8 protein-coding genes are annotated in these 15,276 nt (G+C 71.2%); 6 read left to right on the top strand and 2 right to left on the bottom strand.

Translation table 11 applies throughout. From position 1 onward, the window contains the following. Nucleotides 1–98 precede the first annotated feature (98 nt). Nucleotides 99–2,087 (top strand): M4 family metallopeptidase, encoded by a 1,989-nt coding sequence (locus CCS38_RS09035; RefSeq protein ID WP_223732678.1) that lies wholly within the window; start codon nucleotides 99–101, stop codon nucleotides 2,085–2,087. Nucleotides 2,088–2,308: 221 nt separating this feature from the next. Then, nucleotides 2,309–3,937: a M4 family metallopeptidase gene (locus CCS38_RS09030; RefSeq protein WP_223732677.1), complete on the top strand. Its 1,629-nt coding sequence runs from the start codon at nucleotides 2,309–2,311 to the stop codon at nucleotides 3,935–3,937. 149 nt (nucleotides 3,938–4,086) lie between these two features. On the opposite strand, the gene CCS38_RS09025 is transcribed toward CCS38_RS09030, so the two are convergent. Both CCS38_RS09025 and glgP read right to left on the bottom strand, forming a co-directional pair. Further along, nucleotides 4,087–4,878, bottom strand: coding sequence for an alpha/beta fold hydrolase (locus tag CCS38_RS09025; protein WP_223732676.1), 792 nt, complete (start codon nucleotides 4,876–4,878; stop codon nucleotides 4,087–4,089). Between the two features lie 14 nt (nucleotides 4,879–4,892). Next, nucleotides 4,893–7,532, bottom strand: a complete 2,640-nt coding sequence (gene glgP, locus CCS38_RS09020; protein WP_223732675.1) for an alpha-glucan family phosphorylase — start codon at nucleotides 7,530–7,532, stop codon at nucleotides 4,893–4,895. A gap of 420 nt (nucleotides 7,533–7,952) precedes the next feature. Here glgP and CCS38_RS09015 point away from each other — a divergent pair, with 420 nt between their 5' ends. The 4 genes from CCS38_RS09015 (at nucleotide 7,953) to CCS38_RS09000 (ending at nucleotide 15,210) form a co-directional block, all read left to right on the top strand. Further along, nucleotides 7,953–9,185, top strand: a complete 1,233-nt coding sequence (locus CCS38_RS09015; RefSeq protein ID WP_223732674.1) for a S8 family peptidase — start codon at nucleotides 7,953–7,955, stop codon at nucleotides 9,183–9,185. A gap of 334 nt (nucleotides 9,186–9,519) precedes the next feature. Continuing rightward, on the top strand, nucleotides 9,520–11,511 hold the full coding sequence (locus CCS38_RS09010; RefSeq protein WP_223732673.1) for an alpha-1,4-glucan--maltose-1-phosphate maltosyltransferase: 1,992 nt from the start codon (nucleotides 9,520–9,522) through the stop codon (nucleotides 11,509–11,511). Next, nucleotides 11,508–13,211, top strand: coding sequence for a maltose alpha-D-glucosyltransferase (treS, locus tag CCS38_RS09005; protein ID WP_223732672.1), 1,704 nt, complete (start codon nucleotides 11,508–11,510; stop codon nucleotides 13,209–13,211). Before CCS38_RS09010 ends, treS begins: the two co-directional genes overlap by 4 nt. A gap of 382 nt (nucleotides 13,212–13,593) precedes the next feature. Further along, nucleotides 13,594–15,210 (top strand): maltokinase N-terminal cap-like domain-containing protein, encoded by a 1,617-nt coding sequence (locus CCS38_RS09000; RefSeq protein WP_223732671.1) that lies wholly within the window; start codon nucleotides 13,594–13,596, stop codon nucleotides 15,208–15,210. The last annotated feature ends 66 nt before the right edge of the window (nucleotides 15,211–15,276 follow it).

Genomic DNA, 15,276 nt, shown 5'->3' with positions numbered 1-15,276 from the left:
GGTCCCCCCGGCCGTGGCCATCCCGCCGCGGCCTCGCAGAAGGAGCCAGCGTGAGACGCACCCCCCATGGACGTGCCGCGACGGGCCGCAGACGTGTGATGGCCACCGGCACCCTCGTCGCCGTGACGGCCCTCCTCGCCGTCGGCGTGCAGACCGGCGCGGGCAACGCCGCGCCCAACCCCGGCAGCACACACGCACAGCCCCGGGCGGGCGCCCTGCCCGCCAAGCTCTCCCCCTCGCAGCGTGCGGAGCTGCTGAAGGACGCCGCCGCCACCACCGCGCAGACGGCGAAGAAGCTCCAGCTCGGCGCCAAGGAGAAGCTCGTCGTCCGGGACGTCCAGCAGGACCGCGACGGCACGACGCACACCCGGTACGAGCGCACCTACGAGGGACTGCCCGTGCTCGGCGGCGACCTCGTCGTGCACGAGACCAGGACCGGCAAGGTCGAGCGGGTCACCAAGGGCGTGCGGGCACGGATAGCCGTGGCCGGCACGAAGGCGGCCGTGACGCCCGCGACCGCCGAGGCGAAGGCCCTGAAGGCGTCGAAGGCAGAGGGCGCGGAGAAGTCCGAGGCCAAGGAGCCGCGCAAGGTCGTCTGGGCGGCGGACGGCAAGCCGGTCCTCGCGTACGAGACCGTGGTCGGCGGGCTCCAGGAGGACGGCCAGACGCCGAACCGGCTGCACGTCATCACCGACGCCACCACCGGCGAGAAGCTGTTCCAGTACCAGGAGATCGACCAGGGCACCGGCAACAGCCAGTACAGCGGCCAGGTGACGATCGGCACGGCGCCCTCGTACACGATGACCGACACCACGCGCGGCAACCACAAGACGTACAACCTCAACCACGGCTCGTCCGGCACCGGCACGCTCTTCTCCGACCCGGACGACGTGTGGGGCGACGGCACCCCGCAGAACGTGCAGACCGCGGGCGTGGACGCCGCGTACGGCGCGCAGCTCACCTGGGACTACTACAAGAGCGTGCACGGCCGCAGCGGCATCAAGGGCGACGGCGTCGGCGCGTACAGCCGGGTCCACTACGGCAACAACTACGTCAACGCCTTCTGGGACGACAGCTGCTTCTGCATGACCTACGGCGACGGGTCGGGCAACGCCGCGCCGCTCACCTCGATCGACGTGGCCGCGCACGAGATGACGCACGGCGTCACCTCCAACACCGCGGACCTCGTCTACAGCGGTGAGTCCGGCGGCCTGAACGAGGCGACCTCCGACATCTTCGCGGCGGCCGTGGAGTTCAACGCCAACAACCCGAAGGACCCGGGCGACTACCTCATCGGCGAGAAGATCGACATCAACGGTGACGGCACCCCGCTGCGCTACATGGACAAGCCCAGCAAGGACGGCGCGTCCAAGGACTCCTGGTACTCGGGCGTCGGCAACGTCGACGTGCACTACTCCTCCGGCATCGCCAACCACTTCTTCTACCTGCTGTCCGAGGGCAGCGGCGCGAAGGACATCAACGGCGTGCACTACGACAGCCCGACCTCCGACGGCCTGCCCGTGCCGGGCATCGGCCGGGCCAACGCCGAGAAGGTCTGGTACAAGGCGCTCACCCAGTACATGAGCTCCAACACCAACTTCGCGGGCGCCCGCACCGCCACCCTGCAGGCCGCCGCCGACCTCTTCGGCAAGGACACCCCGACCTACAACACGGTCGCCAACACCTGGGCCGCGGTGAACGTCGGCAGCCGCGTCGGGGACGGCGGCGACCCCGACCCGGGCGGCAACGTCTTCGAGAACACCAACGACGTGGCCATCCCGGACGCGGGCTCCGCGGTCACCTCGTCGATCAGCGTCAACCGGACCGGCACGGCGCCCAGCACCCTCAAGGTCGGCGTGGACATCGTGCACAGCTACCGCGGTGACCTGGTCATCGACCTGGTCGCGCCGGACGGCACCGCGTACCGCCTGAAGAACTCCAGCGCCTGGGACTCGGCGGCGGACGTGCGGACCACGTACACCGTGAACGCCTCGGCGGAGAACGCGGCCGGCACCTGGAAGCTGCGGGTGCGGGACGTGTACTCCGGCGACACGGGCCACATCAACAGCTGGAAGCTGACCTTCTGACCCGGTCTGCCGGCAGACGGACAACAGGGAGTGCCACCCCCGCCGAGCGGCGGGGGTGGCACTCCTCCGTTATGCGGACGTCGGCTCGCTCTTTGCGAACAAATTGCGAAGCGGCGCCAATTAGCCGGTGACAGCCGCCCGTTCGGGTGGCACGCTAACCCCGCACGTACCACCCGCATCGCTTTGCACCCCCCACCACAGGCAAAGTTGAAGGAGCACGCGTGACCCCCCACATATCGCGTACCACCCGTATCGCCGGTGCCTCCGTGGCCGCCGCCGCGCTGCTCGCGGCCGGCATCGCCACCGGCACGGCGGGCGCGGCCCCCGCCCCCCCGGAGGCCGCCGGCGCGCCGGTCAAGATGACCGCCTCGCACCGCGCCGAACTGCTGCGCGACGCGCAGGCCACGAAGGCGAAGACCGCCGAGGAGCTGGGCCTCGGGGCCAAGGAGAAGCTGGTCGTCAAGGACGTCATCAAGGACGCGGACGGCACCACGCACACCCGCTACGAGCGCACCTACGACGGCCTGCCCGTGCTCGGCGGCGACCTCGTCGTCCACCAGGCCAAGGGCGGCGCCATCAAGTCGACCACCAAGGCCACGAAGGCCACCATCAAGGTCGCCTCCACCACCCCGAAGATCGCCCCGAAGTCGGCCGCGACGTCCGCCGAGTCGGTGTCCGGCAAGACGGAGGGCATCAAGAAGTCCGACGCGGCGACGCCGAACAAGGTGATCTGGGCGGCCAACGGCAAGCCGGTCCTCGCGTACGAGACGGTCGTCAAGGGCGTCCAGAAGGACGGCACCCCCAGCGAGCTGCACGTCGTCACCGACGCGACCACGGGCAAGAAGCTCTTCCAGCACCAGGCCATCGAGACCGGCGCCGGCACCAGCATGTACAGCGGCAAGGTCGAGCTGGCCACCAAGAAGGGCGGCAGCGGCTACGAGCTGACCGACGACAGCCGTGGCGGTCACGGCACGTTCGACCTGGGCGGTTCGGAGAGCGGCGAGGGCAAGCTGCTCACGGACGACGACGACAACTGGGGCACCGGCAAGGGCGACGACCCGCAGACCGCGGCCGTCGACGCGGCGTACGGCGCGCAGGTCACCTGGGACTACTACAAGAACGTGCACGGCCGCAGCGGCATCAACGGCGACGGCAAGGGCGCGTCCTCCCGCGTGCACTACGGCCAGAACTACGTGAACGCGTTCTGGGACGACAGCTGCTTCTGCATGACGTACGGCGACGGCGAGGGCAACACCCACCCGCTGACCGCGCTGGACGTCGCGGCGCACGAGATGTCGCACGGCGTCACCTCGGCCACCGCGAACCTGGAGTACAGCGGAGAGTCCGGCGGCCTGAACGAGGCGACCTCCGACATCTTCGGCGCCTCGACGGAGTTCAGCGCGAAGAACACCGAGGACCCGGGCGACTACCTCATCGGCGAGAAGATCGACATCAACGGTGACGGCACTCCGCTGCGCTACATGGACAAGCCCAGCAAGGACGGCAACTCGCTGGACTTCTGGAAGGAGGGTGCCGGGGACGTCGACGTGCACTACTCCTCGGGCATCGCCAACCACTTCTTCTACCTGCTGTCCGAGGGCAGCGGCGCGAAGGAGATCGACGGCGTGAAGTACGACAGCCCGACCGCCGACGGCTCCAAGGTCGAGGGCATCGGCCGGGAGAAGGCCGAGAAGATCTGGTACAAGGCGCTGACCGCGTACATGACCTCCACGACCGACTACAAGGCCGCCCGCGAGGCGACCGTGAAGGCCGCCACGGACCTGTTCGGCGCGGACAGCGCCGAGGTCAAGGGCGTCGAGGCGGCTTGGACGGGCGTGGCGGTGAAGTAACGCTTCGCCACCAGGCCCCCCTTACAGTCCGGGGAGCTTAGGGGGGCGGGGAGCCGCGTGGGCGTTGTCCACAGGGTGATCCGCCCCTTCCGGCATGCACGAGCCGGGCGGTGTCCGGAGGCTCCCGATATCCCTCCGGACACCGTCCTTCATGCGGTGCGGGCGGCCGTCCACAGGTCGGCCAGTGCCGCGTTGACCCGTGCGGGCTGCTGGGTGTGCGGGTAGTAGCCCGGAACGACCAGGTGGGCGGCGCCCACCGCGGTGGCGATATGGCGGGCGGCGGCGATCAGCGGCTCGCCCGCGTACTTGCGGTACGCCTCGGGCGCACCCGCCCAGTCGCCGGAGATCATGAGCTTCGGGAAGGGTGCCCCGGCCAGTGGGGTGAGCGGGATGTCCGCCTCCCAGCAGGGGCGTTCGGCCATGGTGGTGGCCGCCGCGCGCAGCCGAGCCGGTGTCGGCTCCGGCGTCTCCATGCCGACGGACTCGGTCGCGGCGCGCAGGTACTCCTCCGGCGTGAGGTCTGCGGGAAGGGCGGCGGTGGCCGCCCGGGCCCGGGCCAGGGCCGCGGCCACCACCGGATCGGCCTCGGCGGGCCGCAGCGCGCCGGGCTGGATCAGGGCGAGGGAGCGCACCAGGTCCGGGCGGCGTACGGCGGCGGCCATGGCGCTGACCCCGCCGTACGCGTGCCCGACCAGATGGGCACCGCCGCAGGACGCCAGCAGCCCGGTGATGTCCTCGGCGTCGACGGCCCAGTCGCTGCGGTCGATGTCCGGGCTCCGCCCGTAGCCCCTGCGGTCCATCAGGAGCAGCCGGTGCCGTGCCGCCAGCGGGCGCTGTGCCGCGAAGCCGTACTGGTCGTCGTCGCCCCAGGTGAGGATCCCGTGGACGAGGACGGCGGGCGGCCCGCCGGTGCCCGCGTCGTCCCATACGGTCGTGTGCACAGCGCCGTCCGGTATCACCGCAGCAGCACCCCCGCCGCCTCGCCCGTGGCCTCCGACGGGACCGCGATCAGGCCCATCTCGGCGTGCGTGGAGAGCAGGGGGTGGGCGGGGAGGATGCGGACCGTGTAGCCGAAGGGGCCGGTGCGGTCCAGGACGAGCGGGCCCTCGTACAGCCAGCGTCCCTCCAGGTCGGGGCCGCCCGCCGGCTTGAGCGGGACGGTGAGCGGGTCGGCGATCCGGTCGGACTCGTCGACCCGGCCGGAGACCAGCTGCACCTCGACGTCCTCGGGGGCCAGCTGGTCCAGCGTGACCCGGACGCGCAGGGCGAGGGTGCCGCCCAGTTCGGCCTGGCCGTTGGCGGGCGTGGTGGGGCTGCCGGTCTCGACGTGGTCCACCGCGACCCGCGGCCACGCCTCCCGCACCCTGACCTTCCACTCCGCGAGGCCGCGCGCGGCATCCGGGGTGAGGGCGCGGTGCGCGTGCGCCGCGGGGGCGTAGAGCCGCTCGACGTACTCCCGGACCATCCGGCCGGCGAGGACCTTGGGGCCGAGGGTGACGAGCGTACGGCGGACCATCTCGACCCAGCGGTGCGGTACGCCCGCCTCGTCGCGTTCGTAGAAGCGCGGCGCGACGCGTTGTTCGAGGAGTTCGTAGAGGGCCGCGGCTTCGAGGTCGTCGCGGCGCTCGTCGTCGGTGGCGGTGCCGTCGGCGGTGGGAATGGACCAGCCGAAGTCCGGCTCGTACCACTCGTCCCACCAGCCGTCGAGGACGGAGAGGTTCAGCGCGCCGTTCAGGGCGGCCTTCATGCCGGAGGTGCCGCACGCCTCCAGGGGGCGCAGCGGGTTGTTCAGCCAGATGTCGCAGCCGGGGTAGAGCTTCTGCGCCATGGCCATGCCGTAGTCGGGCAGGAAGACGATGCGGTGGCGGACGCGCGGGTCGTCGGCGAAGCGGACCAGCTCCTGGACGAGGCGCTTGCCGCTGTCGTCGGCGGGGTGCGCCTTGCCGGCCACCACGATCTGGATCGGCCGCTCGGGGTGGAGCAGCAGCTCCATGAGGCGGTCGCGGTCGCGGAGCATGAGGGTGAGGCGCTTGTAGGACGGTACCCGGCGGGCGAAACCGATGGTGAGGACGTCGGGGTCGAGGACTCCGTCGATCCAGGCCAGTTCGGCGGTGGCGGCGCCGCGCTGCCGCCAGGAGGCGCGCAGCCGCATCCGTACTTCGGTGACGAGCTGTTCGCGCAGGGTGCGGCGGAGGTCCCAGATGGCGGGGTCCGCGATGTCGGCGACCCGGTCCCAGCGTTCGGAGCCGCCGACGGTGAAGGCGTCCTCGGTGCGCTGGGCGCCGATCTGGCGGGCGCCGAGGCGGAAGACCTCGGGGGCGACCCAGGTGGGTGCGTGCACGCCATTGGTGACGGAGGTGATCGGTACCTCGTCGGGGTCGAAGCCGGGCCAGAGTCCGGCGAACATTTCGCGGCTGACGCCGCCGTGCAGCGTGGAGACGCCGTTGGCGCGCTGGGCCAGCCGCAGGCCCATGACGGCCATGTTGAAGACGTTGGGCTCGCCGCCGGGGTAGCTCTCCATGCCCAGGCCGAGGACGCGGGCGGCGTCGATGCCGGGGAGTTCGCCGTCGGGGCCGAAGTGCCGGGCGACCAGTTCGCGGTCGAAGCGGTCGATGCCGGCGGGTACGGGGGTGTGGGTGGTGAAGACGGTACCGGCCCGTACGGCTTCCAGGGCGCTGTCGAAATCGAGCCCCCCGGCGTCCTCTTCGGACAGTTCGTGGATGCGTTCCAGGCCGAGGAAGCCGGCGTGGCCCTCGTTGGTGTGGAAGACCTCGGGGGCTGGGTGGCCGGTGAGCCGGCAGTACGTACGGACGGCCCGTACGCCACCGATGCCCAGCAGCATTTCCTGGAGCAGACGGTGTTCGCTGCCGCCGCCGTAGAGACGGTCGGTGACCTGGCGTTCGCCGGGTCCGTTCTCCTCGACGTCGGAGTCGAGGAGGAGGAGCGGCACGCGGCCGACGCGGGCCTGCCAGATGTACGAGCGCAGCCGGCGGCCGCCGGGGAGCGCGAGGGAGACCTGGGCGGGGCTGCCGTCGTCCTCTCGGAGGAGTTCCAGCGGCAGCTCGTTGGGGTCGAGGACCGGGTAGTGCTCCTGCTGCCAGCCCTCGCGGGAGAGGGTCTGGCGGAAGTAGCCGTGACGGTAGAGCAGACCGACGCCGATCAGCGGGACGCCGAGGTCGGACGCGGCCTTGAGGTGGTCGCCGGCGAGGATGCCGAGGCCGCCGGAGTACTGCGGGAGGGCGGCGGTGATGCCGAATTCCGGTGAGAAGTAGGCGACGGCCTCGGGCAGGGCACCGTCGACGGACTGGTACCAGCGGCGGCCGGCGAGGTAGTCCTGCAGGTCGTCGGCGCAGGCGGTGAGCCGGCGCAGGAAGCGGCGGTCGGCGGCCAGCTCGGCCAGGCGCTCGGCGGTGACGGTGCCGAGGAGCTGGACCGGGTCGGTGCCGGGCCGCTGCCGGCCGTCGGGGTCCAGGGCGTGGAAGAGCTCGCGGGTTTCGGTGTGCCAGGACCAGCGCAGGTTCCGCGCCAGTTCGCTGAGCGGTCGTAGGGACGGGGGAAGGACAGGGCGCACGGTGAATCGACGAATGGCCTTCACGCTCCGACCGTAGCGGCGGGCGGGCCGCAGCAACCACAGCGCGCGCCCGGCACTGCACACAACCGCTCGAAAGGCCCGCCCCACGCGCCGACCGCACTCGCATACGCCCCTTGCAGACCGTCCCGTACGTCTCCTGGCGGAGGTGCCGGTCCCGGAGCGGGCCCGTGGGCCCCGCCGCGTCTGCCCGCCGGACGGCCGCGGCCGGGCCGGGCGCGGAATCCGGCCAGAAATCGCCGCAACCTTCGCCATGCACCATCGACCCGATATGGCCGATTCCGCCCCGTCGTCCTCTCTTGTACGGACTGCGGGCCCACGGAAGGCTGCAGGATGGCGTCGGTGGAGCGCGGCGCGGCAGCCGGCGCCACGGACGCAACACCCTTGCCCGCCTGTCGAGTTGAAGAGAAGAGGGGAACTCCGTACATGGCCTGGACACGAACAGCCCGGCGACGGCTGGCCGCGGGGAGCACGGCCGCCGCGTCGGCGGCCCTGCTCTGCGCCGCCACGCTGCCGGCCCACGCTGCGCCGCCCGAAGGCCGGGTACTGGGGGCGGGGGCGTCCGGCGCGGTGAGCAGCAGCTACATCGTCACCTTCAAGCAGGGCACGCGGGGCATCGACGCGCGGTCGAAGGCGGGGAAGCGGCTGGCGGCGAAGTACGGCGCGACGATACGCCGGACGTACCGCAAGGCCATCAACGGCTACGCGATACGGGCGAACGCGACCCAGGCCCGGCGTCTCGCGGCGGACCCCTCGGTGGCGGCGGTGAGCCAGAACCGCACGGTAAAGCTGACGGACACCGTGAAGGCGCCGGGGGCCCTCCAGAAGAACCCGCCGTCCTGGGGCCTGGACCGGATCGACCAGAAGACCCTGCCGCTGAACAAGTCGTACGTCATGCCGCCCGGCGGCGGCGCGGGCGTCAGCGTCTATGTCCTGGACACCGGCGTGCGCACCACCCACAAGGACTTCGGGGGACGGGTCAGAAGCGGGTGGGACTTCGTCGACGACGACAAGGACGCGCTCGACGCGAACGGCCACGGCACCCATGTGGCCGCCACCATTGCGGGTGAGAAGTACGGCGTAGCCAAGAAGGCCGACATCGTCTCGGTGCGGGTGCTGGACGCCGAGGGCTCCGGCACCACCGACAACGTCATCGCGGGCATCGACTGGGTGGCACAGCACGCCAAGGGAAAGCCCTCGGTGGCCAACCTGAGCCTGGGCACCATGGCGTCCCCCCAGCTGGACCAGGCGGTGCAAAGCGCGATCGAAAAGGCCGGGGTGACGTTCACCGTCGCGGCCGGGAACAACAGGCTGCCGGCCGACCTGTACTCGCCCGGCCGGGTCGCGGAGGCCGTCACGGTCGGCGCCACGGACAACGACGACACCCGGGCCGAGTTCTCCAACTGGGGGCCCGGCGTGGACCTGTTCGCGCCGGGTGTGGGCATCACCTCGGCCTGGAGCTCGAACGACACGGCCGAGAAGGCGCTCTCCGGTACCTCCATGGCCGCGCCGCACGCCGCGGGCGCGGCCGCGCTCTACGTGGCGCGGCATCCGAAGGCGACGCCGGCGGAGGTCGGGAAGGCGCTGGTCGCCGGCGCTTCGTCGGGCCAGGTCAAGAGTGCGCTGGGCTCTCCGAACCGGCTGCTCCGGGTCGGCTAGTACCGCTCCGGACAGGGCCGTGAGGGCCGGCTCCGCCCGTCGGCGGAGCCGGTCCGCTGCTGTCCGCTCGCCACGCGGCGGCCGGTTCGCCCGGCTTGATCGCGGTGCGGTGTTACGTACGAGTAGTTCACCCGCGGCCGGATTGCCCGGCCGCGGGGCGTGGGAAGGCTCTGGCGGATACGTACGTTGCGTGCCTCCCCCCGCGTGTCCCCCGCCCTGCGCACCTCCAACCGAGTGAAAGGCGACAGGACCGTTCATGCCCGCAACCCGTAAGCCCGCCGCGGAGATACAAAGGACAACACCCCGCAAAGTGTCCCAAGTCTCAGGTGATCCCATGATCGGTCGCATTCCCGTCCTGGACGTCCGTCCCCAGATCGACTGCGGGCGCCGCCCGGCCAAGGCGGTGACCGGCGAAACCTTCGAAGTCTCCGCCACGGTCTTCCGGGAAGGCCATGACGCGGTCGCCGCCAATGTCGTGCTGCGCGACCCGGGCGGCCGGAGCGGTCCGTGGACGCCGATGCGGGAGCTGGCGCCGGGCACGGACCGCTGGGGCGCGCTGGTCACCCCGGACGCGGAGGGCCGCTGGACGTACACCGTGGAGGCGTGGTCGGACCCGGTGACGACCTGGCGGCGCACGGCGCAGGTCAAGATCCCGGCCGGCCAGGACACCGGCCTGGTGCTCGCCGAGGGTGCGGCGCTGCACGAGCAGGCGGCGGCGGGGGTGCCGAAGAACGCGGGGCGCGAATCGATTCTGCGGGTGGCCGACACGCTGCGCGACGAGAGCCTGCCGGCCGCCACCCGGCTGGCCGCGGCGCTCACCCCCGAGGTGATGGACACCCTCGGCCTGCACCCGCTGCGCGAACTGGTCAGTGCTTCCCGGCCGATGCCGCTGCTGGTGGAGCGGCGCCGGGCGCTGTACGGCTCCTGGTACGAGATGTTCCCGCGTTCGGAGGGGGCGTACGAGGCGCCCGACGGGACCCTGGTCAGCGGCAATTTCCGGACCGCCGCCGAGCGGCTGCCGGAGGTCGCCGCGATGGGCTTCGACGTGGTCTACCTGCCGCCGATCCACCCGATCGGCACGACCCACCGCAAGGGCCCGAACAACGCACTCTCCGCGGGCCCGCACGACGTCGGCTCGCCGTGGGCGATCGGCTCGGCCGAGGGCGGGCACGACGCCATCCACCCGGACCTGGGCACCTTCGAGGACTTCGCGCACTTCGTGCGCACCGCGCGGGACCTGCGCATGGAGGCGGCGCTGGACTTCGCGCTGCAGTGTTCGCCGGACCATCCCTGGCTGGACAAGCATCCCGAGTGGTTCCACCACCGCGCCGACGGGACCATCGCGTACGCCGAGAACCCCCCGAAGAAGTACCAGGACATCCACCCCATCGCCTTCGACGCGGACTTCCGCGGGCTGGTGAAGGAGACGGAGCGGTTGCTGCGCTTCTGGATGGAGCAGGGGGTGCGCATCTTCCGGGTCGACAATCCGCACACCAAACCGGTGGTGTTCTGGGAGAAAGTGATCGCGGACATCAACCGCACCGATCCGGACGTCATCTTCCTGGCCGAGGCGTTCACCCGCCCCGCCATGATGCGCACCCTCGCGCAGATCGGTTTCCAGCAGTCCTACACATATTTCACCTGGCGCAACTCCAAGCAGGAGCTGACCGAGTACCTCACCGAGCTGTCCCGGGATTCGGCCGATTGCATGCGGCCGAACCTGTTCGTGAACACCCCGGACATCCTGCACGCCTACCTTCAGCACGGCGGCCGGGCGGCCTTCGAGGTACGCGCGGTGCTCGCCGCGACCCTGTCCCCGACGTGGGGCGTGTACGCCGGATACGAGCTCTGCGAAGGGACTCCCGTACGAGACGGGAGCGAGGAGTACCTGGATTCGGAGAAGTATCAGCTGCGTCCCCGGGATTGGCAGACAGCGGGGCGCGAGGGCCGTAGCATCGCTCCCCTCATCACGGCACTCAACCGGCTGCGCCGCCGTCATCCGGCACTCCAGCAGTTGCGTGCCCTGCACTTCCATCATGTCGACAACGACGCGGTCCTTGCCTACTCCAAGCGCGAGGGTGCCGACGTGGTCCTCACGGTCGTGAACCTCGACCCGCACCACACCCACGAGGCAACGGTGTCGTTGGACATGCCGGAGCTCGGCCTCGACCGGCACGAGTCCGTACCGGTGCGCGACGAGCTCACCGGCGAGACCTACCACTGGGGCAGGGACAACTATGTGCGCCTGGAGCCGGGCAGTGGCATTGCGCCCGCGCACGTGCTGTCCCTGCGACCGTCCTCACCGATCGGAGGGTCACCCAATTGATCGTCAACGAGCCCGTCCCCGACACGTTCGAGGACACTCCGGCCAAGGACCGCGATCCCGACTGGTTCAAACGGGCCGTCTTCTATGAAGTCCTGGTGCGTTCGTTCCAGGACAGCAACGGGGACGGCGTCGGCGACCTGAAGGGCCTGACGGCCAAGCTGGATCATCTGCAGTGGCTGGGCGTCGACTGCCTCTGGCTGCCGCCGTTCTTCAAGTCCCCCCTGCGGGACGGCGGTTACGACGTCAGCGACTACACCTCGGTGCTGCCGGAGTTCGGTGACCTCGCCGACTTCGTGGAGTTCGTGGACGCCGCGCACCAGCGCGGCATGCGGGTGATCATCGACATGGTGATGAACCACACCAGCGATCAGCACCCGTGGTTCCAGGAGTCCCGCACCGACCCCGAAGGGCCGTACGGCGACTACTACGTCTGGGCGGACGACGACAAGCAGTACCAGGACGCCCGCATCATCTTCGTCGACACCGAGGCGTCCAACTGGACCTTCGACCCGGTGCGCAAGCAGTACTACTGGCACCGCTTCTTCTCCCACCAGCCGGACCTCAACTACGAGAACCCGGCGGTCCAGGAGGAGATGATCTCCGCGCTGCGCTTCTGGCTGGACCTGGGCATCGACGGCTTCCGGCTGGATGCCGTGCCCTACCTCTACGCCGAGGAGGGCACCAACTGCGAGAACCTCCCGCAGTCGCACGCCTTCCTCAAGCGGGTCCGGTCCGTGATCGACGCGAACTACCCGGACACGGTGCTGCTGGCCGAGGCCAACCAGTGGCCGGAGGACGTGGTCGACTACTTCGGCGACCCGGAGACCGGCGGCGACGAGTGCCACATGGCGTTCCACTTCCCGGTGATGCCGCGCATCTTCATGGCGGTACGCCGCGAGTCCCGCTACCCGGTCTCGGAAATCCTCGCCAAGACCCCGGCGATCCCGTCCGGCTGCCAGTGGGGCATCTTCCTGCGCAACCACGACGAGCTCACGCTCGAAATGGTCACGGACGAAGAGCGCGACTACATGTACGCGGAGTACGCCAAGGACCCGCGGATGCGCGCCAACATCGGCATCCGCCGCCGCCTCGCGCCCCTGCTCGACAACGACCGCAACCAGATCGAGCTGTTCACCGCCCTGCTGCTGTCCCTGCCCGGCACGCCGATCCTGTACTACGGCGACGAGATCGGCATGGGCGACAACATCTGGCTGGGCGACCGGGACGCGGTGCGCACCCCCATGCAGTGGACGCCGGACCGCAACGCCGGCTTCTCGTCCTGCGATCCGGGGCGGCTCTTCCTGCCCACGATCATGGATCCGGTCTACGGCTACCAGGTGACCAACGTCGAGGCCGCGATGTCCTCGCCGTCGTCCCTGCTGCACTGGACCCGGCGCATGATCGAGATCCGCAAGCAGAACCCCGCCTTCGGCCTGGGCACGTACACCGAACTGCCCTCGTCGAACCCGGCGGTACTGGCGTTCCTGCGCGAGTACCAGGACGACCTCGTCCTGTGCGTGCACAACTTCTCGCGCTTCGCCCAGCCCACCGAGCTGGACCTGCAGACGTTCGACGGGCGGCACCCGGTCGAGCTGATCGGCGGCGTGCGGTTCCCGGCCATCGGCCAGCTGCCGTACCTGCTGACCCTGGCGGGCCACGGCTTCTACTGGTTCCGGCTGCGGAAGGACGCGGTGGCTTAGCCGGCACGACGTTCCGGGCACCGGCCGGGCTCTCGGGCCGGTGCCGCGCGGGCGCACCTCAGGGCGCGCCCGCGCACCACCGCGTACGGGCCCGTCGCGCCGGCCGGCAGGCCGTCCGTGCCGGAGGCGTGAAGCTACCCGCCCGTACATGCACGCAAGGCGTGTTCGGGTGTTTTTCGACCTTTCGCCCGGGCAGTCTCCCTACTGCCGCACGGGCCGGACGATCCACTCGCCGCGCCTCCGGGCGTGGGGACACCTGCCGCAGATCCGCTGCCGTACGGACGATCCTCGCCCGACACGTCCCGCACCGCCCCACAGTAAAGGCCGTATTCCGGGACACTTTGCCGTAGCTGTCGTGTGCCCGGGGAAAGGACGCGACGTCATGTCGGAAACCGCCTCGACCCGTGCTCTGCAAGGCCGGCACCACCGGCCGTCCGTCACCACCGCACCCGGACTGCTGCCCTCGCTCGACCCTTTGCTGCGCGAATGGGTGCCACGGCAGCGGTGGTTCGCGGGCAAGGGCCGCCCGGTCACCGGCTTCGACCTGGTCGCGGCCGCCGAACTGCTGCCCGTCGACGGGACCGCCGGCAGCGCCGCCGCGCCCGGACTGCTGCATCTCCTCGTCCGCGCCCGGCAGCCCGGACCGCCGGCCCGCACGCCCGAGGACGACGACTGCTACCAGCTGCTGCTCGGCGTGCACGGCACGCTGCCGCCGCGGCTCGCCCACGCGCTGATCGGCCGCCCGGACGGCGGACCGCTGGCCGGGCGCACGATGTACGACGCGCTGCTGGACCCGCGGCTGTGCACGCTGCTGCTGGAACGGCTGCGGGTGCCCGGGCAGCTGGGCGCGCTCCGCTTCACCGTCGAGCCGGAGACGGCCATCGCCTCCGGCCTCACCGCCCGGCCGCTGACCTCCGAACAGTCCAACACCTCCGTGGTCTTCGGCGACGCCTACATCCTGAAGTTCTTCCGGCGGGCCTCCCCCGGCCTCAACCCCGACCTGGAACTGCCGCTGGCACTGGCCCGCGCGAAGTGCTCGCGGGTGCCCCCGCCGGTCGCGTGGTTCGAGTCGGACGCGGCGGGGCCGGTGACGGCGGCCGAAGGACCGCGCCATCACGCCGCAGAACCGATCACTCTCGGCGTGCTCACACCGTTCCTGGACGGCGCGGCGGACGGCTGGCAGCTCGCGCTCAACGCCCTCTCGGTACGCGCCGACTTCACCGGCTCCGCGCGGGCCCTCGGCCACGCCACCGCCGAGGTGCACACCGCACTCGCCGAGACGCTGCCCACCACCGAGCTGCGCCGCACCCACCTGGAGCTGATCGCCGCCGGCATGGCCGAGCGGCTGGACGTCGCCGCCCGCGCGGTCCCGGCGCTGCGCCCGTACCGCACCCGGCTGCGCACCGCCTTCCACGCGCTGACCACCCTCGGCCGGGACGGCCGCACCTTCGCCGCGCAGCGCATCCACGGCGACCTGCATCTCGGCCAGACGCTGCGCTCCGCGGGCGAGGGCCGCTGGTCGGTCATCGACTTCGAGGGCGAGCCGGCCCGGCCGTTGGCGGAAAGGCGCGATGTCCAGCCCGCGGTGCGCGACGTGGCCGCTATGCTCCGGTCCTTCGACTACGCGGCGCGCAGCGGCCCCGGCGGCGGCGACGCCTGGTCACTGGAGTGGGCGCGGCGCGCGCGGAACGCGTTCTGCCGCGGCTATGCCGAGGCCGGCGGCCTGGACCCGGACTCCGTTCCGGAGCTGATGCGCGCGTACGAGACCGACAAGGCCGTGTACGAGGTGCTGTACGAGGCACGGCACCGGCCGGACTGGCTGCCCATCCCGATGGCCGCCGTCCGCCGTCTCGCCGGCCCGGACCCGCGCCTGGGCACCGACCCGCAGCTGACGACCGACCCGCACGTGGGCGCGGGGCCCGACCCCTACGCCGAAACGGACCCCGAGGAGGGCGACCCGTCGTTCCCGAGCTACGCGCCGCCCGAGGACCGCACCTGACCACCGAGAACCGCCCTTCGATCCCCCGATCCCCGAAACGCCCCGCCAGGAGGCTCCTCCCGTGAC

Source organism: Streptomyces purpurogeneiscleroticus (assembly GCF_020024005.1).
GTDB lineage: Bacteria > Actinomycetota > Actinomycetes > Streptomycetales > Streptomycetaceae > Streptomyces > Streptomyces purpurogeneiscleroticus.
This window is presented reverse-complemented; position numbering and strand designations above follow the sequence as displayed.

Bases quoted from the DNA above. Each gene is read 5' to 3' on its own strand.
- CCS38_RS09010 (WP_223732673.1), top strand. From the start codon at position 9,520: ATGATCGGTCGCATTCCCGTCCTGGACGTCCGTCCCCAGATCGACTGC.
- CCS38_RS09035 (WP_223732678.1), top strand. From the start codon at position 99: ATGGCCACCGGCACCCTCGTCGCCGTGACGGCCCTCCTCGCCGTCGGC.
- CCS38_RS09015 (WP_223732674.1), top strand. From the start codon at position 7,953: ATGGCCTGGACACGAACAGCCCGGCGACGGCTGGCCGCGGGGAGCACG.
- CCS38_RS09000 (WP_223732671.1), top strand. From the start codon at position 13,594: ATGTCGGAAACCGCCTCGACCCGTGCTCTGCAAGGCCGGCACCACCGG.